Origin of the sequence: Sabulibacter ruber (assembly GCF_017355955.1) — a bacterium.
GTDB classification, from domain to species: domain Bacteria; phylum Bacteroidota; class Bacteroidia; order Cytophagales; family Hymenobacteraceae; genus Nibribacter; species Nibribacter ruber_A.
This window is the reverse complement of the sequence record NZ_JAFFID010000001.1, coordinates 1,766,749-1,791,374: the sequence shown is the minus strand read 5'-3', so window position 1 is coordinate 1,791,374 and position 24,626 is coordinate 1,766,749. Positions and strand designations below refer to the sequence as shown.

Here is a 24,626-nt window from a genome sequence, read left to right as displayed (position 1 = left end):
GTTTAGTCTGAAAATAGTGTACCCGTTTGCCTTGCCTGCTATATTCTATTAAAGCATCCCCTCTGATTGCGTATATGTAGTTTCATGTATGTTTTATATAAATACCCTGTGCCTATATATACTGAATAGCTTACTGATTTTTATGGTTGGAAGATGATTCCTGATCCTTTGAGTCGTTTTTCAGAAGACAACCGTCTAGGCTTAGTTCATTTATCTTTTGTTCTAGTTCTTCAATCTTAGCCTTCAAAGACGAGATCAGGTTGGCGTTTTCGCGGCGGGCCTGTACTTCTTTTACGGCATTCTGCATGGTTCTTACCAGCTCCTCCTTGTCCCAGGGCTTCATGATGTACCTGTAAACTTTGGCGTTGTTAATCGCATCCAGGATGGCATCTGTATCGCTGTAGCCAGTAATGATGATCCTGACAATGTCCTTGTTCTCGGGCAGGTTCTTGAGAAACTGTACCCCAGACATTTTGGGCATCCGCTGGTCTACAATTACTATGTATATGTCCTCTGAGTTGATAATCCTCAGGCCTTCTTCGCCAGACATGGCGGTAAAGACTTTGAAGTAGCGTCTGAAAGTGGATTTGAAAACAACGTTGTTATCTTCCTGGTCATCAATATAGAGGATGCTCGGCTTTTCTTGCCCCTCAGGTGTAGGCGTGGCGGATTGATTCGTAGTGTTCTGCATGAGTGCCGGATTCAACGGTATAAGTAATTCAATCTGAGTCAAGGCCTATTTGTTCAAACGTTGGCAAGCACCTGTAACGGGTACCTGCTTTTGCAGACGACATGTGTAGACAATAGGCGTAAGGTCTGAGTTTTTGGACGAGTAGTTAGATCCAATGCTCTGTAATGCGCTTGCTGTATTCAATTTTACAATAACACCTTCGTTTCATCTGAAGAACTGAATGTTTCATTTCTTACTCTGGAATTTTGGTTTCGTTAGAGCCTTAGAGGGGATTTTAAGTATATGGTTCAAAGTTAAGCATAATTTATTCTAATATAAATTATAATTTAAAACTTATTAAGCAATAAAATTAAAATCAAAATAAAATAAAGTCAATTAATTGATCGTTAAGTACTTTCTCTCATTATCAAGCCAAAAGCATAGATCTGGTGCCTAAGATGAGTGAGACTGAGCTTAAAGGTCACAGGAGCGAAGAAGCTTCTGTGAGAGATGCTCTGCTCCTGAGCGCTGATTGGTAGCTCTGTTGGAAAGGCTGTAAGAGGCTATGCGATGAGAGATAGCCAGGCCATGTTTCTACTTCGTTTCAGGGCTTTTTACGCAAAACAGCCCCGAAACGAAGTAGAATTTTATAAACGCTAGAACCGGTACATCAAGAGGCTTAGAAGAACTATTGCGGCCAGAATAATGTGGGGGATGAGGGTGATGCCTCCCTGCCTTTGCAGTTTGGCAATAACATACGTGTCATTTGTTTCTTGCCGAAGCCCTTTGGCTACCTTCCTTTTAGCATTCAGTATGTACAGCCAGTTGCCCCCAAACCCCAGCAGTAAACTCCAGACAATGGTAAATATGTTATTAATCAGAATGTCTGAACCGGTAGGCAGGCTCTGCGATTGTACCAGCGCTTTTGTGAGGAAAGGAAGCCCGGAAATTACTAGAAGAGCAACCAGGGCTTCTATGTACAGTTTCCGGTACAGCATCCAGAAAATCCCGAAGAAGAAAGCCCCAAGGTTAAACGTGATCTTGACTCCTGCTTCATACTGGGTCAGTTTCTGTAAATAATAGTCGGCGTCACTTCCAAAGTAGGCTCGGTAGTAATCTTCCAGGTCTTCATTCTCGGGGTCCAGGACTTCAGGGGGCATAAAAAGGGTACTCGGTAAGAGAATTGGTAATGCCCAAAGATACTAGTCATTCTTATTGCAAGTAGGTCCTTCAGGTGAATTCTTTGTTTTGAACCTGTTTTGGGAAATCCAGCTTTAAAACAGGAGTGGTGTTCTGAGTTATGACCTGTGGCAATACCTAAGATTTCTCATAGATAAAAGTCATTATCCCGGAAAAGGCCCTCAGATTTTCGTGCAGAAGCATGGTATATTCTACTCCTCGCCCGTACAAGGGGTCTGGTAATTCTTATGATAGTGGAACAGGCACCCAAAAAGAGCTCACGAAGAAAAAAGTACTGGCTAACCGGTGGTGCTGTTGTAGCAACAATACTGGTGCTGTTCTGGGTAGCAGCCAGCAATCTGGATGCTTGGGCTGAGAAAAAGCTCACGGAGCAGGTGAGTACCAAGTCTAAAGGGGTGTATTCGCTTCAGATGAAAGAACTGGATATAACCCTGCTGGCAGGCTCGGCTGCTTTGGAGGCGGTTGAACTGATACCCAATGATTCAGTGTGGCAGCAGCTGCAAAGGAAATCTCCAGGACAGGCACCGGCTAATACCTTTCAGGTGAAAGCCGGGCGCGTAAAGGTGCAGGGGATCAGTTTTATGAAATTGCTGTTCGGTGGTCCGCTGAGTGTACATACCCTACAACTTGATGAACCTGAGGTGCTCCTGCGGCAGATGAAACAAGACACCTCCTCGCAGCCCTTACACAAAAAGGTAGGAGAGCAGTTCAAGGGGTTGGCTGTACAAGAAATCAAGATCAGAAATGGCGGGTTCAGGTACAGACCCAAGAACAACCACAAGGCGGACCTGTTTACTCTTGCGGGTGTTGACATACAGGCTAACGGAGTGAAACTGGACAGCGCTTCTTATGAAGACAAGTCCCGGGCTTACTACAGTAAGGCCATCACCTTCACCGCTAAAGAAGGCACCTTCCATTTCCCCGATGGCAATTATCAGCTCAAGGGGAAGGTAGCAAAGGTATCCACCCAAGAGAAAGAGGCAGTATTGGAAAACGTCAGGTTGATACCTTTGCGCAGCGCCAGTGAAATGTCCAGAAAAGCAAAGATGGCGGTGACCAGATTTAAGGTGCAGGTGCCGGCTATCACCATGAAAAATATTGACTTCTCCAACGCTTTCAGGAACTCCGCCTTGTATATGAGCACCCTCGTGCTGCAGAAACCACGGGTGAGTGCTTTTAAAGATGGCAAAAACTTCCCCGCCAAAGGAAATGGGTATTTGCCCCATGACCTCATCCGGCAGGTGTCTTTCGGGTTGAATGTGCGCCGGGCACAGGTGACAGACATGTACGTGCATTATGAGCAGCTAGCCGAAAAGGCGTTCAGGACAGGCTACGTTACCGGCAGCAACATTGACCTGACCCTCACCAATCTTACCAATGACAGAACCTTGGTCTCCCACAAGAACCCCGCGGTGTTGAAAGCCCGGGGTTTGGTAATGGGCAAAGCCGTGATGGAAGCTACCGTGCGGCTGGCACTGCTGGACCCCAGCGGCTACCATTCCATAGAGGGCACCATTGGCAAAGGCAACCCGGCCATCCTGAACCCCATTATTGAGCCCAGCATGTTTGTGCGCGTAAAGAGTGGGTATCTGCAGAAAGGGTCATTCAGGTTGGAGCTAACCAAAGCCTCGGCCAGCGGTTCCATGCAACTGCAGTACGATGACTTCAAGGTGGACTTACTGAACAAATCAGAAGACCGTAAACAGTCTCTGGGCAATAAGATCAAGTCTTTAGCGGCGAACAAATTGGTGCTGAAATCAGAAAGCGAGAAAGACGGAAAAGCTCCCCGCGAAGGTGACATCAAAGTGAAACGCAGGGCAGAGCGCTCTTTTCTGACCTACTGGAAAGACTGCTTGGCCAACGGAGTGCTCTCGGTGATTGGTGCTCCCATGTAAACGGGCAGGCAAGAGCCTGTTTAGGTGCAAAGATGCGCAGAAGGGTAGCACTGGATTTTTGAAGTAGAGGCGGTAAGTCCTACCTTAAGGCTTTCAACCGATACTTGCTCCCCAGTGGCATTGCTTATGAGATATGTTACCTGCCTGCTCTTTACTCTTAGTTTTCTGTTTGGTGCAATGAAAGTCCAGGCCCAGAGCCAAACCAGGGAATTGCTGCGGCAGAAAACCCAACAACAATTGAAAGCGATCATTGATGCCTCTCCCGCGCTTACGGGGCTGGTAGCCATAGATTTGATTTCCGGGGAGACGTTTTCTTTTAACCAGGAGGTGGTGTTTCCGCAGGCCAGCGCCATTAAAGTACCTATTCTGCTGGAAGTATACAAACAGGCCCAAAACGGAAAGTTCAGGTTAACCGATGCCCGGCCTGTTCTGCCCGCCAACGTGGTGGGCGGCACCGGGATTATCAAAGACCTGCCAGACAGCACTTCCTTCAGCATCCGGAACCTGGCCGTGCTCATGATTTCCTTAAGCGACAACACCGCCACCAATTCCTTGATTGATCTGGTGGGCATGGCCAACATCAACGCGTCATTGCAGCAGATGGGCTTGAAACAAACCCGGGTACAGCGCAAGATGATTCAGGCGGCGGCTTCGGGCAGGGGAGAGGAGAACATCTCTACGCCCGCCGAGGCTGCCAAAATACTGCAGATGCTCTACAAAGGCGAGTTCCTGAACAAGGCAGCCTCGGCGGAGATTGTCTCCATTCTGCAAAAGACAAACCGGGAAACCAGCAGGTTGGCGCCTGGTATTCCGGGCAACGTGCCTCTGGCCTTTAAGCCGGGTATTTTGAACGGGGTTTCCACTGAGTGGGCCTTGGTGCTGCTCCCCGAACGACCTTATGCCGTCGCCATCATGGAAAGCTATAAACAACCGGGAAAAGCAGAGCGGGTGATAGAAGATGTTTCTGAGGTTCTGTACCAGTACTTCTGGCGGCTGGGCAATGCTACCCGTTACGGCACCTACGTGGACCCTAAACTAATAAAGTGATTTTCCCCCATGATACGCTTCCTCAAAGTAGCCCCCATCCTGATTGCTTTTCTATTTCTGGTGTCTTTTGGCGGAAACGCGCAGAAAACCAAAAACTCCTTAGCCGGTAAAATTATTTGCGTGGATGCCGGCCACGGCGGAACTGCCCAGACAGATAAGTACCGGGTAGGGCCAACCGGCGAGCGCGAGGAGTGGATCAACCTTCGGGTAGCGCTGCTCCTGCAGAAACTACTGGAAGAAAGAGGCGCCACCGTACTCATGACCCGCACCCAGGATACCAATGTGCCTTTCGAGGATCGGGTGAAACTGGCCGTCCAGAACAAAGCGCAGGTTTTTCTTTCCATTCACCATAACGCAACGGCAGACCCGCTGGTAAACTTCCCTATCATTTACTACCACGGGTACGCCAGAGAAAACAAAGCCAGCGTGAAGTTGGCCAAGAAAATAGCCAGTGCCCTGCTCAAAAGCCACTACAAAGCCGATGTGCCCGTGAGTATTGCCTCTGACCATGCTATTTTCCCTACCGCCGGAGCCAAGGTGTTGCGGGACACCTATGGCATTCCGGCCGTAATTGCGGAGGCTTCCTTCTTCACCCATGCTCCGGAGGAGGCGCGCCTGAAAAGGCCAGAATACAACCAACAGGAGGCGCAGGCATACCTAGAAGCGCTGGAGGATTTCTTCACAAAGGAACCGCCGGCCATTCTGCCCAAGAACTCAAAAGTCACCCTGCCTCCGTTCAGGGCTTTTCAGGAGGCGGAGCGCATGAGCGAAACCGCTAAGCGCTGGCTGCAGGATTACCAGGAGGGAGTGGAGCTGTTAAAGCAGGCCAAAGACACGGCATCGGTGCGGCAGGCCTATGACCTCTTTACCCGCTCCGCCAGATCGTTCCCAGACTCTTACGTAGCAGCCCTTTGCCACCAGCGCCGGGCCTATTTATTGAAACGCTTGGGCAGGAAAGAAGAAGCCGCTCAGGAAGCTCTAAGAGCCAGAGAGTTTTATGTCCCTGTCAAACGGTAACTTCGTTTTGGCGCTGTTTTGCAGAAAGAAGAGCTAAAACAGTTTTTAGGAAGCAATCATTGCTGCTTTAAGCATTCACTTCAATCTCGTTCTCCACGTTTTCGGCTTTCTGCACAATGTCCCGGATGATGGTGTCCAGTTCCACTCCTGAGGTTTTGATGTAGCCGTAAAGGGTTTGCTGATCAAATTTCTGGGAGTGGTTTCCTTCCAGCAGGTTGATCAACCCGAGGATGCGGGCCAGGGGGGCCCTTACCACGTGCGACTGAATCCAGGCGATTTCACGCAGTTTGGCGTTCTGGCTTTCGATGGCTTTCAGGTATTCGCGGCGTTCAGTCACATCTCTTTCAATAGAGATGAAATGGGTTAAGCGGCCCTGCTGATCGGTTACCGGGGAAATGTTCATGCTCACGAAGAACTCATCGCCGTTCTTGCGGTAATTCAGGATGCCAATCTCACAGGCTTCGCCTTGCTGGAGCGATTGTTTAAGCTTGTCCAGCTCGGCCCGGTCAGAGTTTGGCCCCTGCAGAAAGCGCGGCGATTGGCCTATGGCTTCTTCCGGAAGATATCCCGTCATTCTGGTGAACGCCTCGTTTACGTAGAGTATTCTGGGGCCAGGTTCTTCTAGCCGGGCATCGGTGATGATGACAGCATCCGTGGCGTTGGTGATCACAGACTCCAGCAGTTTCAGGCGTTGCTCTTCTTCCTTTACTTTGGTGATGTCCTGCATGGCGCCCAGCATCCGGATGGCTTTGCCCTGGCTGTCCCGTAAGATATACCCCCGGTCAACGACATTGGCGTAGTGGCCATCCCCCTTCCGGAAGCGGTACTCCTCGTTCCAGGTCAAGGTATCCCCGACAAGGGAACTGTTGAAGGTGGAAAGGATTCTGTCAGAATCAGCCGGATGGATGTTCTCAAACCAGAGGTTGTAATTTTCTGCCTTATCCGCAGGTTTGTGGCCAAACAGACTTTCCAGGCTCTCGCCCCAGTACACATCCTGGCGTACCGGGTCATATTCCCAGACCACCAGAAAAGTAGCTTTGTTGACTAACTGAAAACGGTCATTGCTGTCTTTCAGGTCCTGCGTACGGGCCTCCACCAACTCTTTAAGCCATCTCTCCTGCTGATGCTTGGAAAGAAATTTCTTCAGGAAGTACCCGGCCAGGAACAGAAGGAGCACCATCAAAAACGTAAACCAGCTGCTTTGGTAAAAGAAAGGCTTCACCTTGAACGTAAGCTGCACCGGTTGGGACCATACCCCGTTCAGTTCTGCTTTCACCTCAAAGGTGTAGGTGCCGGGTTTCAGGGTGGTGAAGTAGGCGGTTCTCCGTTGGTCTGCAAATTCCCAGGCATTGTTTATCCCTTTCAGCCGGTAGTAGAAATTTACGGCCGAGGGTTTCGCGAACTGAATGCTGGTGTAGTCAATCTCCAGGGTGTTAACGCCCGGGGGCAGCACAATAGGTTGGGAGAGATCAAGGGCTGTGTTGCCCATGCGAAACTCCAGGATGGACACGTTCACCGGGCCTTTTTTCAACTGGGTGGTGGCCGGGTCAACAATGGCCACTCCTTCTACCGTAGGAAACCACAAGGTGCCATCCTGTAGTTTGTAGCCCGCCGGAAAAATACCGCCGTTCATCTCTGCGTTAGCCAGGCCGTCTGAGGTGTCATACAACCGGGCAGTCACCTGGATCTTCCTGTTTTGGGATTTCTTGGCTTTTAGCAGTTCCTGAAGAGAAATGCGTTGCAAGCCAAAGCTGCCGCTAAGCCATAAGTATCCTTTCCCATCCTCCAGGATTTGGTAAATGCCGTTGAAATGCAGACCATTGGTTTTATTAAGTAAGAAAAACCGATTGTTCGTGTAGCACACCAGGCCTTTGTCAGTGCCCAACCACAGGTCTCCCTCGGCATCCTGGTAGAAGCAATCGATGATTCCGGCGGGCAAACCTTGTTTAGCGTAGAAGTGGGTGAGCTGACCCGCTGGTGAAAGCCGCACCATTCCGGCTCCCCTGCTTCCTATCCACTTGTTTTGGGTCCGGTCTTCAAAAATGCTCACAAAATCAGCTTTCGCTAAGCCAGGTGGGACTTGCACCTTTTTCACCTTGCCATCAGGTCCTACGGTGTGAATCCCGCCGGAACGGGTCGCAATCCACAGTCTTTCTTGTTGGTCTGCATACAGTGCCTGTATGATGTCACTGGCTAAGCCATGCTGCTCCGTGTAGGTTTCTTCTATTTTGCCTGTGCTCAGGTTGAAACGGTTTAAACCGTTGGGAGTGCCAATGAAAATATTCTTTCTGGTGCCAGCCAAACTCAGCACCACATCGGCCGACAAGCCCTGCCTTGAAGTGTAGGTCACGACTTTGCCTTCTGAGATTCTGCTTACCCCGGCACCATTAGCGCCAAACCAGACATCGCCGTTGGGGTGCTGGTAGATGGGCAGAATGGCTTTGTCGGGTGCTTGGTATTCTGCCGACAGCATATGAACCTCAGCGGGTTTGAACTGTACCACGCCAGATGCGGCGGTGCCCAACCACACCAGATTTGGTTGGTCAAACAAAATAGTTCTTACCCCATCTTCGGGCATTCCCTTGGGGTTAATAGAAGTGAATTTCCCGTTTTGCAGTCTATATACACCTGTGGTGAGTGTGCCGGCCCACAGGCTACCGTCCGGAGCTAGGGAGAGAGCAGTGATGAAAGACTCGCCCAAGCCGTCTTTTTGGGTAAAGTTCACCGCCTGATTCTGGGTTTGGTGAAACACGCCATGCTCTTTGGTGCCAATCCAGATAGAGTGGTCTGGGGCCACTGCCAACGCCCGGATGTCCTGGTTTTCGTATCCTGGGATGGCTTTTACACTCCTCTGGTCCTGGCTGATCTGGAACAAGCCTTTCTCAGTACCAACAAGAAGTCCTTCTCTGGTTAGCGCCAGAACCTGCACAGACCTCTTTCCTTTGTACGTCCATGCTTTCGCTGAAAATACGGTGTTGTTTTGCAGGTAAAGTAAATCACCGGCTTGCGTTCCTATCCAAAGTCTGCCTTGCTGGTCCTGGTTGATACAGGTGATTCTGGAGTTTTTGATGTAGTTCTTCAGTTCAATGGCCTGGGCCTTGTTCCGGTTAACCCGTACTACGGCATAGTCAGAGGCAGCCCAGATTCCCCCGCCTAGGGCGGGCGCAATGCTGTAGAATGCACTGGAGGTTAAGCCCGGTACATTGGTCTCATTGAAGACTTCAAAGGTGTTGCCGTCAAAGCAGCTTACCCCTTCTTCCGTTGCCAGCCACAGAAAGCCCCGGTCATCTTTTTTGAGATCGAACACCGTGTTCTGGGGCAGGCCATTCTTGTTATCCCAAACTTTAGAGACATAAGTAGGTCTGTACCAGGTAGCCGGGGTAGACTGGGCCATGGTGAGGCAAATGCTTGAAAAGAGCAATACAACTAAAAGTGTTCCAACACCAGTAAACCTAATTAAACGCATAAATGCTCTTTGTGCGATATGGTGATTTTTCTAGTAATCTTCAGCGGAAAAGGGATTATTTATCCGGAGTTTCAGATGCGATGAATCCTATTTAATGCAAGGGGGAGTTGCTCCAGAAGCTGATTACTGTTTCAATAATAGATTTTTGTTTGGTAAAAAAAATTATAAAGTTGAGTAATGAGCGTAATTTGGCTATTTTCTTGATTTTGCCATATATATGCTGATTTAGGTACTTTGTTGGTTAGATGGGTTTCTTTCAAATAGAGAGAAAAAGGGTAATGCAACTGGGTTGTAAAATTATTTAAGAATGCTGAAAAGCTAGGTTAGAGCAAGTGTGCAGGCTGGCAAATACTGCTTTAATAACTTAGTTGAGTTAGCAATCAGGTAGGGCTGAGGAGGAGATTGTTTGTGGGGTGTAGTGAATAAGTTATAAAGGATTTTATTGTTTAATCCTAGTTTAGAGTTTTGTTGGTGTGGGTTTAGTTAAAATGTTGGATCAGGTTAATGCTTGTATGATGCCGATTGGCTTGGTGGGTTTAGATGCTTTGAGATGATTAAATTATAATTTGTAGTTAACAGGGTAGGTGTGCTCTTGATTATTGACCTTTTCGGAGAGATCTACCTTTGATCGCATAATCTTGCCTGTGCAAACCTGCTTCTTTTTCTTGTATCTGTTTTAGGGCCATTTAGGGCAAAACACACCTAAAACGCGAAGCCCGTGGGTGGAGCAAAAAAAGCCGTTTGGTAAGGCATTATGAGACCTCCAGTGAACCGCGGTTCCATTTGAAATTCACTTACTTGGCAAAGGTTTGCATTACATATGATTTGTTGCATATTTTCGCCGGAACTTTGAATTCAACGGCTATCTTCTAAACCCTAACCCCCATGTACAGAAGCTTTCTGTTTGCCAGTGCCTGTCTTCTTATTCTGCTACAATCCTGTTCTACCACAAAGATTCCTGCTAAGGAAGAAGCATCCAGCCAAAGTCCCGCTCCGCCCAATTACAATGTTGAGAAGGAGTTCAGGGCCGCCTGGGTGGCTACTGTTGCCAATATCAACTGGCCCAGCAAGCCGGGTCTGAGTACCGAAGAACAGCAAAAGGAGGCCCTTCAGCTCCTGGACTTTTTGCAGCAACACCACTACAATGCGGTGATCTTCCAGGTTCGGCCCCAGGCCGATGCCCTCTACAAAAGCGACCTGGAGCCCTGGTCTTATTACCTCACCGGGGAGCAAGGCAAAGCCCCTGATCCGTACTATGATCCGCTGGAATTCTGGACCGAGGCCGCCCATGACCGGGGCCTGGAGCTGCACGTGTGGCTGAACCCGTACCGGGCGCACCATACCGCCGGCGGCCCCATCAGTGAGCAATCCATCGTGAAGAAGCGGCCCGAGCTGGTGGTGCACCTGAAAGAAGGGTATCATTGGCTAGACCCCGCCCAAAAAGGAACGCAGGATCATTCCTACGCGGTGGTCATGGACCTGGTGAAGCGCTATGACATTGACGGCGTACACTTTGATGATTACTTCTATCCGTACCCTTCTTACAACGGCGAGGAAGATTTCCCCGATGACGTGAGCTGGAAAGCCTACCAAGCGGCTGGCGGCACGCTGGCAAGAGGAGACTGGCGACGGCAGGCCGTGAACCAGTTCATTGAGCGACTGTACAAAGGCATTAAAACCGAGAAACCGCACGTGAAATTCGGGTTGAGTCCGTTTGGGATCTGGCGGCCGGGCTACCCCGCCTCAGTGCAGGGATTTGACCAGCATAACAAACTCTACGCCGATGCCCGCCTGTGGCTCAACAAAGGGTGGATAGACTATTTCTCGCCTCAACTGTACTGGAAAATAAACCAGATTCCGCAAAGCTTCCCGGTGCTGTTGGGCTGGTGGGACCAGGAAAACCGCCTGCGCCGGCATTTGTGGCCCGGCATCAGCGTGGGCCGAGACAGCAGTGCCGTGAACGTGCAGGAGATCATGAGCCAGATCATGATTTCCCGCGGTATGCTGCCCAACAGCAAAGGAGTAGTGCACTGGAGCATTTCCTCGGTGACCAAGAATCCGCCCATGGCCAAGGCCTTGGTAGCGGGACCTTATAAAAACGATGCCCTGGTGCCGGCCAGTTTATGGCTGGACGATCAGAAGCCCGATACCCCATCTGTGAGCACCGAGGTGCAGGGAGATTCTGTGCGGGTGGTTTGGGTTCCGAAGGATGAGAAAGATGCCTTCCGTTCTGTGCTGTACTACCAGTACGGTACTGCCTGGAACTACAAAGTCCTGAACCGGAAAGACCGTTCCTTCACCTTAACCCGTGCCCTGCAGGCAAAAGCCGGCGCCCCGCAACCGCTCCTGAAAGTGGCCGTCTCTACGGTAGACCGCGTAGGGAATGAAAGTGAACGCAAGGAAATAACCGTTCCCCAAGCTGGTATCTAGGTACTGCCTTCTTCTACCGCGAGGCCTCGTTTTCTCCACCATGGAAAGAACGAGGCCTTGCTGTTTTCAGGCGGTGGGAAACTGTTCCCGTATCCAATCCCGAAGGCTTTTCAGGTGGGGGTGTTCTTGTCTGAAAGTCGGGAGATCTTTTAAAAATACGGCATCGTGCTCATTCACCCATTTGAACATCTTGTACAAATCCCGACCCATGAACAGCCGGGTAATGAACATGGGCAGCTTCTGGTACCTGATTTCTTTGCCCAGTACTTCTGAGAAGATGGCGGCCACCTGAGCAAGGGTTAGCTGTTCGGCGGCCAGGGTAAGGGTTTGACCCTGGTAACGCCCGGGATCTGTAAAGATTTGAGCACTGATGGCTCCAATATCCTGGGTGCTGATAAATTGCTGCAGTACCTCTTTGTTCACCGGAGAAACAAGCTTGCCTTGCCTGATGCCCTTGGCCACCTGCGGAATCAGAAAGTTCTCATACAGGGATGAAGGCCGCAGAATGGTGTAAGAAAGGTCCGTTTCTTTGAGGTACTGCTCAATTTTCCCTTTGCTCTCCCAATGCGGAATGCCCGTCGGGTGATCGGCACCGGTAACGGAGGAGTAAATGAAATGAGGTACTTTGTTCTGAACAGCCAGGTCAATTAAGGCAATGCCCTGCTGTATTTCCTTTTGGGTGCCCTGCTCAAAAGCCTGTACACTGAATACCCCAGCCACCCCAGCCAGATGATGACCAATGGTTTCTGGTTTGTCTAAATCGCCCTGGACTATTTCGGCCCCCAGCTGCTTCAACTGTTGGGCGGCAGGGGAGTTGGGCTTTCGGGTTAGTGCCTTCACCCTAAAACCATTTGTAAGCAAATGCCTTGTAACTGCCCCACCTTGTTTGCCGGTGGCACCCGTCACAAAAATAGTTCTAGAAGAGTCCATAGTCGTAAGGTGGATTTATGAACGGGGTTTAGAAATTGGCCTTTTTAAAAATAACAGGCCAAAAACGATCCCTCCATACAGAGGATGGCACTGTTTGGCATTGGAGGAAATAATTGGAAAGCCTCAGACCATTATGGCCGATTACGTTGCTGTTTTTTCTTCTTATTCAGCGGTGGTTGGATCAATGACCGTGGAAACCTGCTTAACGGAGTTAGCTGGAAAACCGCCTTGCCGGGCATGTTCCCGAATCATCTCCTCATCAGGGGCAATGTAGACGCAATAGATTTTGTCGCCGGTAACATAACTCTGCAGCCACTGAATCTGCGGCCCCATATTGCTGAGCACTCCGCAGGAAGTCTGTGAAATGCTTTTCAGTTGGTCGGGAGTGAGAGTGCCGGCACCCGGTATTTCCCGTTCAATTACAAACTTGGGCATCTTATATGGAAGTAAAAGGTTTGACCTACTCGTGTGGCTTTTCGGGTACGCCTCGTTTTTGCAGTGGTTTCTGAACTCCACTCACTTGTTAGAACAATGCATGAAGAAAGAGGAGAAGGCTCCTGCTTTCGGTGGGGTATAGGGGAGAGGTAATTAGGAGAGGTGAAGGTTCGTATCTCGCTCAAGGAGAGAAGGGTCTGCTTACATAATCTGCCAATGACGGCAGCCCGAGTGGCAAGATGAAAGTACAAATAAATCTATGATAAAGCTAGATTGTACCCCTGTCAGGTAAAGCAACATCAACCGTTTTACCTCTGTTTTCAGGAAAACAGCTTCAAAACAAACGAAGGCTTGGGGACTAGAAGACGCCAGAAAAGGGCAGGAGCGGCTCTTGCTTTATGGTGGATGAACTTATGCCGTTTTGTTGCTGCGGCTCACGGCAAGGGTTACTGAGAATACCGCCAGAAGAAGCGTTACCGGTGTGAAGATGAGTTTCTCTAGAGGGCTATTGGAAAACAGGTTGCCTACCGTGTTCAGCAAGAAGATCCCAAACATGATCCACATGGCACCTGTGAGCAGCCTGGGAGAAACGTTCAGGCGCAGATAGCCCGCCTGCAGCAAGGCGATGAAAAAGAAAAGCACATTCAGGAGCAAGGCCGACGTTTCAAGCTGGTACATCTCTTCCTGCGTTGTGATGCGCCCGCCACCCACTATGGTGAACGGAACAACCGAGGCTAAAACCAGAAGATGGAAAACAATGGTAAGGCCGAAGATGAGGACCATGCCCTTAGATGCAATGCTTTTCATATGGTTTCAAGGAATTTTAGGAGTAGCAGCCGGAAAACGGAACCTAAATTACGAATATCTGGAACATTAGCAAAGTTCTATATAAAGCGGGAGCCTGTTCTGTTCTCCAGAGGCTTGGGAGCCAAAAAGAAAGGTCTCGCCAGTTTGCGTTCGGCTGAAAAGCCACAAACCAGCGAGACCTTTTCAATGGGTTAAATCATAGCTTAAAGCGGATTGTGAAAGTGCTTCCTTTCCCTACTTCGCTCAGTACCTCTATGTTGCCGCCACTGTTCTCCATGATCTTTTTCACAATGTACAGCCCAATGCCGGTGCCCTCCACATGGTCATGCAGGCGCTTGAACATGGAGAAGACCTTGTCTTTCTGGGCTTGGTCAATGCCCAACCCGTTGTCTTCAATGGTCAGGATGCAATAGCCTTGTTCCTGCCGGGAGGCAATCCTGATCTGCGGTGCCCGTTCCGGTGATCTGTACTTAATGGCGTTAGACACCAGGTTATACACAACGCTTCTCAGGTTCTTTTTGGAAAACCGCAGCGAAGGATGCTGGCTGAAGTCTGCTTCTACCTTAGCCGCAGACTCCTGGATCGTTCCCGATAAATCCTGGCAGATTTCCTCAAAAATCTCCTGCAACTGAATCACGCTCACGTCCTCCTCCATCTGCCGTTGCAGTTTGGTAAGCTCGGTCAGGTCATTGATGGTGGTTCTGAACCTGGTAATAGAGCTGCTTATCAGAGAAATGACCCGGTTTACTTCTGGCACCCGCAGGATTTCAATCGGTAGATCCTCAATAAGGGTGTTCACCAGCCCTTCAATGTTGGTGATGGGCGCTTTCAGGTCATGCGAGGCGGTGTAGATGAAGTTGTCCAGGTCATTATTGGTGCGCTGGAGTTCCTCGTTTCTGCGCTGCAATTCTTCCTCGGCATTTTTCTGCTTCGTGATATCGGTGTTGGTGCCAATCCAGCGGACTACTTTGCCCTGGGCGTTTTTCACGGCGTAGGCACGAGTCAGAAACCAGCGGTATTCTCCGTCGGCGCGTCTCAGGGGGAAGACCAGTTCCCAGGTTTCCTGCTTGGTCCAGGCTTCTTTTACATAGGCCAGCACCAGCTCCACGTGGTCTGGGTGATGGAGCTTTTGCCAGCCCCAGCCCTGCACTTCTTCAAAGGTGGTGCCGGTGAAATCGTACCAGCGCTGGTTGTACCAGGTGATGTTTCCTTCGGGGTCTGCCATCCAGGCCAGGTTCTGGATATTATTGGCGAAGGTCCTGAACCGGTCTTCGCTTTCGGCCAGGGCTTCTTCGGCTAATTTGCTTTCAGTGACATCCACGCAGGAACTGATGAACCCGGCAAAGGTACCGTTTGGCCCATACCTGGGCGATACCACCGCCAGTTGCCAGCGGTACTCTCCCGTCTTGCTCCGTAACCTGAACTCGCGGCGCAGAACCTCCCGGTTGGCAAAGGCATTCTGGTAGTCCTGCACAAAGCTCTCGCGGTCTTCCGGGTGGAAGTACTCTGCCCAGCCAAAATTGAGCAGGTCTTCCATGGAGCTCCCCGTCAGGTGTATCCATTCTCTGTTGAAGTAGATGGCGTTGCCTTCCAGGTCGGTCTGGGCAATGAGAAGGCCAGAGGCTTCGGCCATGGTCCGGAAACGCTCTTCGCTCTCCTTAATGGCTTCTTCCGCCCGCTTACGGGCCGTGATATCGGGGCTTACGGTGGCTATTCCCAGGACCTCGCCGGTTTTGGTGTCTTTTACCGCAAACTGGTTGTAATCTACCTCTAAAGGGGCACCCGTTTTGAAGTTCCGGAAACGGAATTCGCCTTTCCAGAAGCCTTCTTTTTCCTGGGCAGGCAAGATGACCTCCTGTACAAATGGCTTGTCTTCCTCCAGGAAATAATCCATCACGGTGGTGTTCAGGGCCTCCTGCAGGCTGTCTAACCCCACCATCTTCCGGCCGGTGGGGTTCACATAGAGAACCTTTCCTTTGGTATCCGCGATGCCTATGAAATTGGGGGAGTTCTCGCTCATGGCCAGGAACAGCTTCTGGTGCTTCTCGGCTTTTTTCCTTTGGGTGATCTCGTGGCAAACGGCTACCATGAAAGAAGCCTCTCCGTTAGGAGACTTTACAACCGAAACGTTGTTTTGCACCCAGACCTCTGAGCCATCTGGCCTGATGTACCGCTTCTCAATATCAAAGGGCGTTCCGTTCTTAATGGCCTCCTTGAACAGAACTACGTTTTGGGGCAGGTCTTCCGGATGGCTGATCTCCTGCATGCTCATCTGGTAAAGCTCCTCTCTGGACCGCCCAACCATCTCACAGAACCGGTCGTTCACCAACACAAATCTGCCGGTGAAGTCGCACTCCGCTATGCCCACCATTTTCTGGTTGAAAACCCCGTTCAGCCGTTCCTGGTGTTCTTTCAGGGACAGGTCTGCCTGTACTTTCTCGGTGGTCTCGTTGGTGATGATGAGAGTGCCCGCCGGAAGGCCGTTGTCGCCCAGGAGCGGGCTGCAATCCAGGTCCAGCCAGATGTCTTCGGCAGTGTTGTTTCGGTACACCGTAAAAGGCAGCCTGCGGTAAGAAAGCGCCTTGCCTTGCAGGGTCTGGGAAAGCACGTCTCCTATAAACCGGGCCGTTTCGGGCCAGCTTTCAGAATACTGAGCCCCCAGCATGCCCGGATGCCGTTGACCGGCCAGCACGCTGTAGGCATCGTTGTAAAGCAATGTTCCTCCCTCGCCCCAAAGTATGACCATGGGGGCAGGGGATTGCAGCATGAGGTTTACCGCCGCGCGCAGGCCTAAACTCCAGTCTGGAATTGGCCCCAAGGCGGTAGAAGCCCAATCATAATTCCGGATGAGGTCTCCTAATTCCCCGCCCCCCACAATGGGCTGGAGCGTGATTTCGGGAACATCCTGAATGGGGTGTAGAATATCTGTCATGTAAGTTGATGAAAACACAGTAAAAAAGCACTTGACCGGCACTTGGCCAAGGTACTTCTTGAGGTAGTCTGGGGGGAAGCCTACGCCAAGGCAAATCTAGTTTTTTTCTGCTTCTAAGGCATGAGAAGAACGCGAGTCTGCGCGAATAACGGTTTCTTAGGATTTAAGTTTTGAAAAGCAGAAAATTTGCCTCTAACCCGGTGTTTCTGACTTCTGGCAGCCTAACAGGCAGGGTGCAGAAAAGTTATATAGAAAAGTAGACTTCGGCAGACAAAGCCTTTGTAATGCTAAGGTTAGGGCATACTCTGTTTTAAGGCCTCTTTTCATAAAAAGGCTTGATTTCTGAAAAGAGGCCTTAAAACAAACCACTTCAGGGAAGCTGATTACGTGCAGAACTCTGGCCGGGGAGGCTCTGGTCTGCACCAGTTTATTTCTTTTCCTGTTGCTGGGCCATCTTGTTACCGATGTGGTTCATGACTTGCCGGTGTTCGTTCTCGGGGCTGAAGTCTATGAATTTGGCATTTTTCAAGACTACTCCCGTATGCGGCGCGGGCCAGTAAAAGACTTCTCCCTGGTTCACAATTTCTTCGCGGCCATCGGCGTACCTGAGTTTCATGGAGCCTTCAAATAAATAGCCCCAGTGCGGTGACGTACACATGTCATGCGGCAAGCCCGCAAACAGGGTACTGAAGTCAGTGCCGGCCGGTACTTCCACAAAACCAGCGTACATGCCACCCAAGCCACCCTTGGTGCGGAAAGAGGTTTTCTCGTCTACCGGAAGGTTTTCTTTCGGGCTGTGGTAAGAAAGGGCTTTGGGTTTGTCATAGGAAGAGGTCACAATTACATTTGTTTGCACTATTTTCCATTGGTCATCCACTTTCCTGAGCGTGCGCGATTCCTTCTTCCTGTAGCTTCCTGATCCTCCCCAGTTATCATACTGGTCAAAACTGACATAAGCCACGTTTTCTCCAATGGTGTAATGGTAGTTGTCGCGTTTGAGGTCAAGCTTAAATGGTCTGGCCCCCCTGAAATTGGTTCTGATGCTGTCCCATCCGTTGAGTTGCCAGCAACCTCTGGCCGAGGCCATGGTAAACTGGGCCTCCTCTGTCTGGACCCAGCATTTGGCCCAGTTCAACGTATCTGCGGCGGCAATAAAGTAGGTTTCGTCATCAATGAGTTTGGTGATGGTGGTTTGGTGGTTTTCTGAGCTCATGGGCCTTGCACAGGCACTGCAAAGCAAAACCAGTAGGTAAAGGTACTTTTTCATGGCAATGATGGTTTGGTGTACTACATCTCATAAAGGGGCCTGCTATGTCCCCGCTGCCAAATCAAAAGGATTGCCTTTGGGTAAGGGTTAGAAACCTGGAGTATGTCCATGGTCGTGCTTTTCCTGGGCTGTCCTTCTCCGTTAAGCGGTTTAAAAAGAAATCTGGGGTACAGAAGAGGTCCGTGGAGGTAGGTGCCGCAGCAAGAGGAGGGAGCGCTGCGCAAGGTCCACGAGAAGGGCCACAAGGGGGAAGGCGACCGGCAGGGGCTGGAAGGAAACGCCCGGCAGGCTGTCTCCTGTAGGAATCCAGGGGGAACGGCGTTTTGTGACCGCTTACTCAAGTTAGTTATTTCAGAAGAAAGATGGAAAGGTTTTGGGCCGGTTTTCTCCAAAAGAGGCCCAAAACGCAAAACCGTTAGTAAACCCCGCCTCTCACTGAAAACCCAGAAGGAAGTCACCCCTTTTGCAGAAGCTTTTTCCTACAAAGGAGAAGTTGCTTTTTCATCAGCTTCCCCAAAAAACCGAACCCTGGGATTTGACGCAAGCAACACGGCCGCAGAGACGGCATCAAGTGCCTGGTGATGGTGCCTACCCGCGAATTGGCCATTCAGATAACGGAGGTATTCCAGATACTGGACAAGTTCTTAGGGGAAGTTCCGGGATGCTATGATGCCAGCAAGCAGCTTCAAATGGGAAGTAGAGGAGAGGCTTCGTGTATTATACCTACTTTACAGTATTGCAAAGGTAAAGTCATAATTGAATCTTGCTTATGTTAAATATAATATAGACAAGATATGAGGAAAATTTTTACGTGCATTCTCTCCCTGCTGGTATTTCAAAGTGTTGCCCAAACCGCAGCCACTCCCGGCGATGCTCCCACTGGGTACAAGCCAACCTACTTTGGGCTGGGTGAACAAACCTTGGCTCCACGTCAAGAAAAAGAAGAGGTGTTCAGAAAGAACATTGTCAAAATCAACCTTTCTTCCCTTGCCCTTAACAACTACAGCTTCAGCTATGAGCGCTCCCTTACCCGCAAGATCTCGCTGGTGGCGGGGTACGGTTTTATGCCTAAAACCAACGTGGCCTCTATGCCGCTGGTAGAGAAGGTAGTTGACAGATACATGAAGGACGAAGAGGACATTGTAGAGCAGATCAAGGAATCCAACGTGGCCTATAAATCCTATACCGGGGAACTTCGGTTCTATGCCGGTAAGAAACCAGGTGCCCGGGGCTTCTACCTGTCTTTGTATGGCCGGTACATGAACCTGGATGCCGCCTACACCCATGAGTACGACACCGACCTGAGAACGTACGACATTCCCATAGACGGCAATATTAACGGCTTTGGAGGCGGTTTGATGATAGGTTCCCAATGGCTGATTGCCCGCAGAATAACCTTTGACTGGTACATTCTGGGAGGACACTACGGCAAAATGAAGCTGAACCTGGACGGGAAAGCCGATCTGAGCGCCATGAGTGCGCAGGAGAGAAGAGATCTGGAGGAAGACATTGAATCTATCAACGATGAATTACCCGGCAGCCCCAAAATAGACGCCACCGTGACAGAACAAGGCGTAACGGTGAAGGGGAATTCACCTTTTGCGGGCATCAGAGGGTTGGGCTTTAGCTTAGGCATTGCGTTCTAATAAAAAAGCTTTTCTTTTGCCTCCTTCTGCTTGATTTTTCCGGAGATCAGAAATCCTAAAGCGGTCAGTTAAGTAACTGACCGCTTTTTTGTTTTTCGGCTTAAATAAGAAAACCAGGCCAGAAATGACTCGCACTGGTAAAGTGCGGCAGAACTGTTATTCCACCAAGGCGTGCCTTTGTCTGTTTTGGACCTCTTTTCAGGAAGCAGGCCTGAAACGATAAGAGCAATGGGCTGGTCCTCTTTGACTCATCAGAATTCTATCTTCTGGCGGGCTCTGCAAAACCCAGAAAGAAATCGCACCTTTGCAGAATGTTTCTGCTGGTGCTTCTCGTACAAAGGAGAAACTGATGACTAGATCGGCGCACGCCGGAACACTTACCATGAGATTCGAAGATTACCATATCAACCCTGCCATTAAGAAAAGTCTGGAGAAACTGGACTTCAAGAAACCCACCGATATCCAGTTCAAAGCCATTCCGCCTATCCTGAAAGGGGAGGATGTGCTGGCCATTGCGCAGACGGGTACCGGGAAAACGGCTGCTTTTGCCATTCCGGTGCTGCACATGTTGCATGAACGCAAGCAGCACGGCCGCAGAGACGGCATCAAGTGTTTGGTAATGGTGCCTACCCGCGAGCTGGCCATCCAGATAACCGAGGTGTTCCAGACGCTGGGCAAGCACACGCGGGTGAATACGTTCTCGGTGTTCGGGGGCGTGGAGCAGGGGCCGCAGATCCAGCAACTGGAAGACGGCATTGATGTGCTGGTGGCCACCCCGGGCCGCATGTTTGACCTGGTAAGCCAAGGCTACATCAGGCTGGAGCGCGTGGAAATCCTGATCCTGGACGAGGCCGACCACATGCTGGACCTGGGCTTTATCAAAGACATCAGGGATGTGATGCGGCACTTGCCCCGCAAACGGCAAACGCTTTTCTTCTCGGCCACCATCAATGAGAAAATCAAAGAACTGGCGTACTCGCTGGTGACCAAGCCTATCCGTATTCAGGTATCGCCTAAAGATCCAGTTTCCAAAAACGTGGACCACTCTGTTGCCTACGTAGGCATGGACGACAAGCGCTTCTTCCTGGAGCGCGTGATAAAGGAAAACGAAGGCAGCAAGATCCTGGTGTTTGTGCGCACCAAAGTACGGGCCGAGCGCGTGCACAAAGCAATGGAACGCGTGGGCATTAAAACCGAGACCCTGCACGGAGACAAAGAGCAGAAAGACCGCCTGGCCGCCCTCAACCGCTTTAAAAGAGGCGAGGTGAAAGTCTTGATTGCCACCGATGTGAGTTCGCGCGGCATTGACATCCCCAGCGTGGAGTACGTGGTGAACTATGACTTGCCCGATGTGCCCGAGAATTACGTGCACCGCGTAGGCCGGACCGGCCGGGGTACCCAGAAGGGGAAATCGGTGTCTTTCTGCAGCCCCGAAGAGAAACCTATCCTGGATGAAATTGAGTCTTACCTGGGCAAGCCCATCAAAGTGCTGGAAATAAATAAAGAAGACTACACCGCCACCATCGATTTCTCGGCGGAAGTAAAGCCCGACCTGAAATCCCTGCTCAAAGAAGTAGAGGAGTTTGAAAACCAGAAGAAAGGCAAGAAAAGACCTAAGAAGTAAGTTTATGCAGTGATTCCCTGCAAAAGGGACTTTCAAACGTTAACCATGAATCCCCTGTTTTTAAGCTCTTTTCCATAAAATTGGCTTAAAAACAGGGGATTCATGGTTTGAAGGCTTTAATCAATTTCAAGTCCTCTGAGATGGCACAAGTGGAACTTTCCTGAACTTCCTGAACAAAAAAGCCCTCCATAAGGAAAGGCTTTTAACACGAAGTCTCCGGTTAGTTGTAGCTAGATTTCTCTACCGCTTTGGCAGCTTTTTTAGCTTGCCTATCGGCTTTAATGCGGTTACGCTGTGCTTTTGCCTCCAATTTGGAAGCTTGCTTGGCTTGTTTGGCTGCAGCGGAGGCATCGTCTTCTATCCGGTCTGCTTCTTTGGCGTTCGCTTTGGCGGCTTTGGCCTCAGATTTAGTAGTGCTTCTTAAAATGGCGGCATCATTCAGGCGTTTTTTATCTGCTTGCGCCTTTTGTTTAATAGAGTCCTGCTCTATTGCGAGTTCCTGTTCATTCTGAGTAGCCTGCGCAGAAACCTGGGTATAGAAAGAGGTGAATACCCCCATTAACAATACAATTATAATGTTCTTGGCTTTCATGATGTTTGGAGTATGGAATTACCTAGTTAGTGTATACTCTAAGGTATACGGCAAACCCAGAGAAGTAACCGAGATTTATATTGTTATATAATTGTAAATCAGAGTCTTATTTAAAATAATCGTTGGCTTCAAGAAGCTGACAGTTCTACTGCGTTAAGAAGTGTGTTCAGGCGCTGATACATCTGCTGCATCTCGCCCTCATCTTCAAAATAATATTCCAGTACTTGGGTCCGGTCTCCCTATACAAGTTCAATTTCCAACACATCGGTGCTCTTGGTGGTGTCAAGTGTCACTGAAACAATGAAGTCTGTGTTGAGTACTAATTCCTGAATACTTCCTATTGCGGGTATTTTGATGTACATGGTTAAAATGAAGAAAGGGCGAAATAGATGTCGGCGGAATTGTCGTCTCTCATCTTAAACGGATGCTCAGTATTTTAGGTGTAATTTCCCCAAATAAGGCTTGAAATGGGATTCCCATAGGCTGATTTGCATCTCCGCTTCCTAACCTCTGTTTTATCAAATGCGTTGGACAAGAAGTTAAATTGATTGACTTTACAGATAGATATGGAGCAGCGTGTAATAACGGTACTAAGCAGGGTGGAATACCCCAAACCCGGCAATAACCAAATGTCATCAAATGATACCACCTACCAGATAGCCCAGTTTCTGAATAACGGCTTTTATATTCAAAGTGTGTCTACCCAATTAAGGACCGGTATAGAGGAAGGTACCCGGCAGAACGCTATTCTGGTCACTACTTACCTTCTGGTACGGGAAGGAAATCTGCAGTAACGGGTAGGTTTAACTAACTTGTAACTTGTTTGAAAACCTAAAGCAGGTTTTTATCCAATAAGTGAATTAGATGGAGAAAATCCATTTTAATGCTGCTTTATTACGTATATTAAGGCATGATGGACTTTCAATATCCTGTAGGAGCAACCGTGTACGCCAATGCCAACCCTACTCAAAAATTAGTGGTAAGGAGATTTGCGAAACGCGTTTATTATTGCACCGCTCCAGATAGTCCTTCTCAAAAAGAGTTGGTCTATTATGGACGAGAGTTAAGTTTTGGCCCAGACAAACCGAGCCATTAAGCTGTACTTGTAAAAACGAGAAAGCCGCAGGATCAATCCCCTGCGGCTTTCTCGTTTTATCAGATTTCATATTCTATTATCTTTCAGCTTAGCTCACAAGTTGAGGGCTATGACCTTGGGTTGCATATGCCTCTTTCCCCAGTTTTCTTAGCATTCTGTAGTGCGACAATAAAGCTGCTTTAAAGCTTTCAATCTCCAGATAAGGCAGGTCATGCTCTGCTGCCGTCTCTTTTACAATCTTAGAAATGGCGGGGTAATGGACGTGGCAAACCTTGGGGAAAAGGTGGTGCTCAATCTGCCGGTTCAGGCCACCCAGGAAAAAGCTGGCTACCGCGCTTTTAGGAGCGAAGTTGGCTGTGGTGCGCATCTGGTGGTTGGCCCAGGCTTCCTCCATGTTGCCCTGCTCGTTGGGTACCGGAAAATCAGTGCCCTCCACTACGTGGGCCAACTGGAATACCAATCCCATTACGGTTCCTTCTGCCAGGTGCATGATCAGGAAACCAAGCCCTGCCTGCCACCAGGTCAGGTCCAAGGCCAGAAATGGCACGCCAATGAACAGGAAGTAATGGACAAACTTGAAAAAGAACAGGTTGAAGTACTCGCGTTTGGGGTGATTGTTCTGGTGTTGCCCAATCTGTTTCTGGAAGAACTTTATGTAATCTTTCCGGAGCGCCCAGGAGAGCGAAGCCAGGCCGTACAGCCAGAAGGCGTACAGGTGCTGGAAACGCTGGATCTTGTTCACCTTTTCGCTTTCGTCTAGCCTGATCAGGCCGGGGGCTACTTCTATGTCCTCGTCATGACCGGGTATATTGGTATAGGTGTGGTGCACCACGTTGTGGGAGATGTTCCAGAGGTAAGGATTAGCCCCAATGAGGTAAAAAAGATAGCTGAGGCCTTTGTTAACCTTGCTGCTTTTGGAGAATGATCCATGGATGGCATCGTGGCAGATATTGAACCCAATAAAGGCCCCAAAAGCTCCTAGAACCAGGGTCATGCCGATGGTGGTCCCCATACTGAACCAGCCGGAAAGAATCAGAAAGTAAAGGGAAAAGAAACCAACCAGGTAGAAAACGGTTTTGACCCACATTAACCAGTTGGCATTTTTAGAGATCCCTTGCTCTTGAAAATAGGCTTCCACCTTTTTGCGGGCGGTAGAGAAAAAAGCAGACTGGTTAGTATTAACGAATTTTAGTTTTTGTGACATGAACACTTAATGACTTAGGATTAACTTCTTGATTTAGTAATCCCAGGCCGAAAGCGCTGCAAAAACACAGATCAGAAATGAATAACAGGATTGCAGTATAGCGAATGATTCAGCTGCAATTCCCTTAAATATAGACAATAGATTGTCTTCTTTACTAACGACAATACTGATAGGAATAGTGCCATAACCTTGCCAACTTTATGAAGAGTGCTTCACAGGCCTAGTTAACTAGTTGGTTCCTTGGTGGCTCTGTTACCCATTGCGGCCTTTGGATAGCTCTCCTATGTGAAATAATTTTTGAGACTGGCCCAGCACAGGCTTGTAAGTAGCCACTATCGGTAGGTATAGCCTCTGTTCCGGACTTTTTG

Annotated in this window: 17 protein-coding genes; 7 read left to right on the top strand and 10 right to left on the bottom strand. The window is 49.5% G+C overall.

Annotated features, from left to right (window positions below; genetic code table 11):
* Positions 1-130 precede the first annotated feature (130 nt).
* A complete protein-coding gene (locus JT719_RS07290) occupies positions 131-691 on the bottom strand; it encodes a response regulator (protein ID WP_207432097.1) in 561 nt (186 codons plus the stop codon).
* Positions 692-1,326: 635 nt separating this feature from the next.
* Positions 1,327-1,830 (bottom strand): DUF2628 domain-containing protein, encoded by a 504-nt coding sequence (locus JT719_RS07285; protein ID WP_207432095.1) that lies wholly within the window; start codon positions 1,828-1,830, stop codon positions 1,327-1,329.
* A 267-nt stretch (positions 1,831-2,097) separates the two neighbouring features.
* Between JT719_RS07285 and JT719_RS07280 the strand changes: the two genes are divergently transcribed.
* From JT719_RS07280 to JT719_RS07270, 3 genes are all read left to right on the top strand, one after another.
* A complete protein-coding gene (locus JT719_RS07280; RefSeq protein WP_207432093.1) occupies positions 2,098-3,765 on the top strand; it encodes an AsmA family protein in 1,668 nt (555 codons plus the stop codon).
* 177 nt (positions 3,766-3,942) lie between these two features.
* Entirely contained in the window at positions 3,943-4,812 is an 870-nt protein-coding gene (locus JT719_RS07275) for a serine hydrolase (RefSeq protein WP_207432091.1), read from the top strand.
* Between the two features lie 9 nt (positions 4,813-4,821).
* On the top strand, positions 4,822-5,829 hold the full coding sequence (locus JT719_RS07270) for an N-acetylmuramoyl-L-alanine amidase (RefSeq protein ID WP_207432089.1): 1,008 nt from the start codon (positions 4,822-4,824) through the stop codon (positions 5,827-5,829).
* A 67-nt stretch (positions 5,830-5,896) separates the two neighbouring features.
* On the opposite strand, the gene JT719_RS07265 is transcribed toward JT719_RS07270, so the two are convergent.
* On the bottom strand, positions 5,897-9,223 hold the full coding sequence (locus tag JT719_RS07265; RefSeq protein ID WP_207432088.1) for a two-component regulator propeller domain-containing protein: 3,327 nt from the start codon (positions 9,221-9,223) through the stop codon (positions 5,897-5,899).
* Positions 9,224-10,180: 957 nt separating this feature from the next.
* Here JT719_RS07265 and JT719_RS07260 point away from each other — a divergent pair.
* On the top strand, positions 10,181-11,725 hold the full coding sequence (locus JT719_RS07260) for a glycoside hydrolase family 10-like protein (protein WP_207432087.1): 1,545 nt from the start codon (positions 10,181-10,183) through the stop codon (positions 11,723-11,725).
* Positions 11,726-11,791: 66 nt separating this feature from the next.
* Here the strand turns inward: JT719_RS07260 and JT719_RS07255 are convergent, their stop codons facing one another.
* The 5 genes from JT719_RS07255 to JT719_RS07235 all read right to left on the bottom strand — a co-directional run bounded on the left by JT719_RS07255 (position 11,792) and on the right by JT719_RS07235 (position 18,096).
* On the bottom strand, positions 11,792-12,655 hold the full coding sequence (locus tag JT719_RS07255) for an NmrA/HSCARG family protein (RefSeq protein ID WP_207432086.1): 864 nt from the start codon (positions 12,653-12,655) through the stop codon (positions 11,792-11,794).
* A 162-nt stretch (positions 12,656-12,817) separates the two neighbouring features.
* Positions 12,818-13,090: a DUF4242 domain-containing protein gene (locus JT719_RS07250; RefSeq protein WP_207432085.1), complete on the bottom strand. Its 273-nt coding sequence runs from the start codon at positions 13,088-13,090 to the stop codon at positions 12,818-12,820.
* Positions 13,091-13,501: 411 nt separating this feature from the next.
* Positions 13,502-13,897 (bottom strand): hypothetical protein, encoded by a 396-nt coding sequence (locus JT719_RS07245; RefSeq protein ID WP_207432084.1) that lies wholly within the window; start codon positions 13,895-13,897, stop codon positions 13,502-13,504.
* Between the two features lie 196 nt (positions 13,898-14,093).
* Positions 14,094-16,829 (bottom strand): PAS domain-containing sensor histidine kinase, encoded by a 2,736-nt coding sequence (locus tag JT719_RS07240; protein ID WP_207432083.1) that lies wholly within the window; start codon positions 16,827-16,829, stop codon positions 14,094-14,096.
* 427 nt (positions 16,830-17,256) lie between these two features.
* Positions 17,257-18,096 (bottom strand): cupin domain-containing protein, encoded by an 840-nt coding sequence (locus JT719_RS07235; RefSeq protein ID WP_207432081.1) that lies wholly within the window; start codon positions 18,094-18,096, stop codon positions 17,257-17,259.
* A 794-nt stretch (positions 18,097-18,890) separates the two neighbouring features.
* On the opposite strand from JT719_RS07235, the gene JT719_RS07230 reads away from it, so the two are divergent.
* Together JT719_RS07230 and JT719_RS07225 are read left to right on the top strand one after the other, a co-directional pair.
* Positions 18,891-19,742, top strand: coding sequence for a DUF3575 domain-containing protein (locus JT719_RS07230; protein ID WP_242693093.1), 852 nt, complete (start codon positions 18,891-18,893; stop codon positions 19,740-19,742).
* Between the two features lie 382 nt (positions 19,743-20,124).
* Complete coding sequence (locus tag JT719_RS07225; RefSeq protein WP_207432080.1) at positions 20,125-21,366, top strand: DEAD/DEAH box helicase; 1,242 nt, start codon at positions 20,125-20,127, stop codon at positions 21,364-21,366.
* Between the two features lie 220 nt (positions 21,367-21,586).
* Here JT719_RS07225 and JT719_RS07220 read toward each other — a convergent pair whose 3' ends face one another.
* Positions 21,587-21,958, bottom strand: a complete 372-nt coding sequence (locus JT719_RS07220) for a hypothetical protein (protein WP_207432079.1) — start codon at positions 21,956-21,958, stop codon at positions 21,587-21,589.
* 629 nt (positions 21,959-22,587) lie between these two features.
* Here JT719_RS07220 and JT719_RS07215 point away from each other — a divergent pair.
* A complete protein-coding gene (locus tag JT719_RS07215; protein ID WP_207432078.1) occupies positions 22,588-22,752 on the top strand; it encodes a hypothetical protein in 165 nt (54 codons plus the stop codon).
* A gap of 390 nt (positions 22,753-23,142) precedes the next feature.
* Here the strand turns inward: JT719_RS07215 and JT719_RS07210 are convergent, their stop codons facing one another.
* A complete protein-coding gene (locus JT719_RS07210) occupies positions 23,143-24,258 on the bottom strand; it encodes a fatty acid desaturase family protein (RefSeq protein ID WP_207432077.1) in 1,116 nt (371 codons plus the stop codon).
* Between the last annotated feature and the right edge of the window lie 368 nt (positions 24,259-24,626).

Coding starts and splice junctions, on each gene's coding strand:
- JT719_RS07230 (WP_242693093.1), top strand. CDS start 18,891: ATGAGGAAAATTTTTACGTGCATTCTCTCCCTGCTGGTATTTCAAAGT.
- JT719_RS07265 (WP_207432088.1), bottom strand. CDS start 9,223: ATGGCCCAGTCTACCCCGGCTACCTGGTACAGACCTACTTATGTCTCT.
- JT719_RS07240 (WP_207432083.1), bottom strand. CDS start 16,829: ATGACAGATATTCTACACCCCATTCAGGATGTTCCCGAAATCACGCTC.
- JT719_RS07290 (WP_207432097.1), bottom strand. CDS start 691: ATGCAGAACACTACGAATCAATCCGCCACGCCTACACCTGAGGGGCAA.
- JT719_RS07210 (WP_207432077.1), bottom strand. CDS start 24,258: ATGTCACAAAAACTAAAATTCGTTAATACTAACCAGTCTGCTTTTTTC.
- JT719_RS07285 (WP_207432095.1), bottom strand. CDS start 1,830: ATGCCCCCTGAAGTCCTGGACCCCGAGAATGAAGACCTGGAAGATTAC.
- JT719_RS07255 (WP_207432086.1), bottom strand. CDS start 12,655: ATGGACTCTTCTAGAACTATTTTTGTGACGGGTGCCACCGGCAAACAA.
- JT719_RS07275 (WP_207432091.1), top strand. CDS start 3,943: ATGAAAGTCCAGGCCCAGAGCCAAACCAGGGAATTGCTGCGGCAGAAA.
- JT719_RS07260 (WP_207432087.1), top strand. CDS start 10,181: ATGTACAGAAGCTTTCTGTTTGCCAGTGCCTGTCTTCTTATTCTGCTA.
- JT719_RS07235 (WP_207432081.1), bottom strand. CDS start 18,096: ATGAAAAAGTACCTTTACCTACTGGTTTTGCTTTGCAGTGCCTGTGCA.
- JT719_RS07245 (WP_207432084.1), bottom strand. CDS start 13,897: ATGAAAAGCATTGCATCTAAGGGCATGGTCCTCATCTTCGGCCTTACC.
- JT719_RS07280 (WP_207432093.1), top strand. CDS start 2,098: ATGATAGTGGAACAGGCACCCAAAAAGAGCTCACGAAGAAAAAAGTAC.
- JT719_RS07250 (WP_207432085.1), bottom strand. CDS start 13,090: ATGCCCAAGTTTGTAATTGAACGGGAAATACCGGGTGCCGGCACTCTC.
- JT719_RS07270 (WP_207432089.1), top strand. CDS start 4,822: ATGATACGCTTCCTCAAAGTAGCCCCCATCCTGATTGCTTTTCTATTT.
- JT719_RS07225 (WP_207432080.1), top strand. CDS start 20,125: ATGAGATTCGAAGATTACCATATCAACCCTGCCATTAAGAAAAGTCTG.
- JT719_RS07220 (WP_207432079.1), bottom strand. CDS start 21,958: ATGAAAGCCAAGAACATTATAATTGTATTGTTAATGGGGGTATTCACC.
- JT719_RS07215 (WP_207432078.1), top strand. CDS start 22,588: ATGTCATCAAATGATACCACCTACCAGATAGCCCAGTTTCTGAATAAC.